This window comes from Shigella sp. FC1661 (genome assembly GCF_001712525.1).
Lineage (GTDB): Bacteria > Pseudomonadota > Gammaproteobacteria > Enterobacterales > Enterobacteriaceae > Escherichia > Escherichia coli.
Genome location: NZ_MDGW01000212.1, coordinates 1 through 3,349, shown reverse-complemented (window position 1 = coordinate 3,349; position 3,349 = coordinate 1). Strand labels below are relative to the sequence as shown.

Sequence of the window (3,349 nt, the reverse complement as noted above, 5' to 3'; positions counted from 1 at the left end):
GGCAACGAGAGATGAGTTCGGGGTCGAGGTAATCCCCCAGAGAAGTCAGTGGGTTACGCAGAGAATCGTAACGGGATACCAGATCAAGAGCCTGTCCAATGTGCATAAAAAAATCCGGAAACAAGTGAGCGTTTCCGGATTCTTACACAGCCACTGGATCGGTCAACTGATCCTTAACTGATCGGCATTACTGACTGGAACCCCTCTTTATATTTGCACTTTTCCGCTGAACGATCGCGTCCGGCGGTGGAGCTGCTTGCCAGAGTGCCGCTGGAAAATGTCGAATATGTCGCCGATCTTGGCTGTGGCCCAGGTAACAGCACCGCCCTTCTACAACAACGTTGGCCTGCGGCCAGGATAACAGGCATCGACTCGTCTCCGGCGATGATTGCTGAAGCGCGCAGTGCTTTGCCAGACTGCCAGTTCGTGGAAGCAGACATCCGCAACTGGCAACCGGTACAGGCACTCGATCTGATTTTTGCTAATGCCTCACTGCAATGGCTGCCTGACCACTACGAATTGTTTCCTCACTTGGTTTCTTTACTTAATCCGCAGGGCGTGCTGGCAGTACAGATGCCAGATAACTGGCTGGAGCCGACCCATGTGCTCATGCGCGAAGTTGCCTGGGAACAAAACTACCCGGATCGCGGGCGTGAGCCGTTGGCTGGCGTTCATGCTTACTACGATATTTTGAGCGAAGCCGGATGTGAGGTCGATATCTGGCGAACCACCTACTATCACCAGATGCCGTCGCACCAGGCGATTATCGATTGGGTGACCGCCACTGGATTACGTCCGTGGTTACAGGATCTGACCGAGAGCGAACAGCAGCTTTTTCTTAAGCGCTACCATCAGATGCTGGAAGAGCAGTATCCACTGCAAGAGAACGGACAGATACTGCTGGCATTTCCGCGTCTTTTTATTGTTGCCCGGCGTATGGAGTAAATATCACGTCAGCTGGTAATGACGATCGGGAAGAATTTTTGCTGGAATTTCGGCTTCATCGTTCATCTGTAAGAGGTCAATTTCAATAGCGTTGCAGATGGCATCCAGCGGTAAATCATTGTTTTCAGTACCGAACGGTTCTTCCAGTTCTTCCGCCAGACAATCCAGCGAAATAAAAGTGTAGGAAATCAGCACAGAGATAAAAGGCGTCATGTAATGCAGGTCCACGACCAGCGCGAACGGCAGCATGATACAAAACAGATAAACAGTACGATGCAAAATCAGGGTGTAGGCAAAGGGAATTGGCGTATAGGCAATGCGCTCGCATCCTGCCAGGACCGCTGAAATATCATTAAGCCGATCGTTGAGGCTAATAAACAGGATATCTGAAAGCTGCCCATTGCGGCGCTGAACCGCCAACCACTCCCCCATTATTAACAAGATACGGTTAGCTGGAGAGTTCGAAGCCAGTACAGGCTGAAGATCTTCAGTCTTGAGATAATGAGCCAGCACTTCCGCCTGTGGCTGTTTGCGTAATGTCATGCGTAAACAGTGGGCGAAGGCGATTTGCAGCCTGGCAAACTCCCTTACACTTGCCGAATCCGGCAATGTCGTTTTTACCTCACGTAGTAACGACCGTGAGGCAATCATCAACTGTCCCCAAAGTTTTCGCGCTTCAACGTAACGGGCGTACCCGGCATTATTACGAAAACCAAGAAAAATGGCGATGGCGACACCGAGAATGCTGAACGGTGCGAGGGTGAATTTGATGCCCAGATGCGTGTACCAGGGCAGCATGAAAATAACAGCGATAGAAAAGAGAAAATTGAGTAGTAAGCGCGAGGATATCTTGGATAATACTGAGCCGTGCCAGACAAAAATACGGCGCAGCCAGTGTTGTTGTGGACGAACAATCATGGTTATCTTCAGGCGTGGAAAAGTCGCCCTATTAAACGTGATTACGATCACATTCTCAAGACGCTACTTACAAATTACCTACAAGCTTACAACATTAACAGGCGCTGCATGTGGCACCTGTTAATGATAAAGGCATATAGAATGTTGTAACTAATATAGTGAAATAAGAAACCCGGTCGAAACCGGGTTCAGAGTATTAGCACAACGGGCGTACAGCTTCGCGCATCCCTTTTTCAAGAATCGCATCCAGGTCATTAGCAACCTGCTCGACCAGACCAGGCACTTGCGTCAGGTCCTGCTCCCAGTGGTCTTTTTCTGCCAAAACAATCGCTACCAGTTCCGGGGTGCCGATAACACGGTCACGATGCTGGCTCCAGAGTTGCTGATAACGTTCCAGCCAGTGTGCATCGTCCTGTACCGGATATGTTTCTCCGTTACGCTCACCGCGATAGAAGGCAATCAATGCCGCTAATGCGAAAGTAAGGCGCGCCGGAAGTGTGCCGTTTGCCTTCTGCCCTGCCAGCAGCTGCGGCAGGATGCGGGTGCGGAACTTGGTCATACCGTTGAGCGCGATAGACAGCAGCTGATGCTTAATGTACGGGTTACGGAAACGCCCGGTGACTGCACTGGCGAAAGATTCCAGTTCATCACGAGGCAAATCCAGTACCTGAATAATTTCTTCGTAGATGGCTTTTTCAACGAATGCGCAAATTTCAGCATCGTTCATCGCTTCACCTACGGTATCCAGCCCTGCCTGGAACGCCACCGGCACCAGCGCGGTGTGCGCACCGTTGAGGATTGCCGCTTTGCGTTCTTTATACGGTTTAATATCGTCAACAATCAGCACATTGAGCGGATATTTGTCCAGGCGCAGCTCAGTCGCTAAGGATTTCGGCCCCTGAATCACAAACAGGTAAAAGTGTTCAGCGGTGTCGAGAAAACCATCGTGATAACCCAGTTCTTCTTCCAGTTTAGCCACTTCATCGCGCGGATAACCGGTAACGATACGGTCCACCAGCGTAGAACAGAAGCTGTTAGCCTGATCCAGCCATTGAATAAATGCTTCTGGCAGTGCCCACTCTTGCGCATAGCGCAGCACCAGTTCACGCAACGCGTCGCCATTGTAGTCAATCAACTCACACGGAATGATGATCCAACCTGAAGTGGCACACTGAATTTGGCCACCTGAACAGAGGTGATATGCTCACCTCAGAACAACACAGGTGCTCCAATGAAAAAAGAAATTTTAGCGCAGAGTTTAAACGCGAATCCGCTCAACTGGTTGTTGACCAGAAATACACGGTGGCAGATGCCGCCAAAGCTATGGATGTTGGCCTTTCCACAATGACAAGATGGGTCAAACAACTGCGTGATGAGCGTCAGGGCAAAACACCAAAAGCCTCTCCGATAACACCAGAACAAATCGAAATACGTAAGCTGAGGAAAAAGCTACAACGCATTGAAATGGAGAATGAAATATTAAAAA

At 49.9% G+C, this 3,349-nt stretch carries 4 protein-coding genes and 1 pseudogene; 2 read left to right on the top strand and 3 right to left on the bottom strand.

The window, feature by feature from the left end:
* Positions 1 to 124, bottom strand: a 124-nt coding sequence (locus BFF42_RS27740; RefSeq protein WP_227894989.1) for a hypothetical protein, incomplete at its 3' end; no start/stop codon positions are given.
* Between the two features lie 62 nt (positions 125 to 186).
* Here BFF42_RS27740 and tam point away from each other — a divergent pair.
* Positions 187 to 945 (top strand): trans-aconitate 2-methyltransferase, encoded by a 759-nt coding sequence (gene tam, locus BFF42_RS13065; RefSeq protein WP_024258604.1) that lies wholly within the window; start codon positions 187 to 189, stop codon positions 943 to 945.
* A 3-nt stretch (positions 946 to 948) separates the two neighbouring features.
* Here the strand turns inward: tam and BFF42_RS13060 are convergent, their stop codons facing one another.
* Both BFF42_RS13060 and uxaB read right to left on the bottom strand, forming a co-directional pair.
* Entirely contained in the window at positions 949 to 1,863 is a 915-nt protein-coding gene (locus BFF42_RS13060; protein ID WP_024258603.1) for a bestrophin family protein, read from the bottom strand.
* Between the two features lie 196 nt (positions 1,864 to 2,059).
* Positions 2,060 to 3,022 (bottom strand): annotated as a pseudogene (gene uxaB / locus BFF42_RS13055) (tagaturonate reductase); the annotation flags it as partial.
* 41 nt (positions 3,023 to 3,063) lie between these two features.
* On the opposite strand from uxaB, the gene BFF42_RS13050 reads away from it, so the two are divergent.
* The coding region (locus BFF42_RS13050; protein ID WP_146759044.1) for a transposase at positions 3,064 to 3,349 on the top strand (286 nt) is incomplete at its 3' end.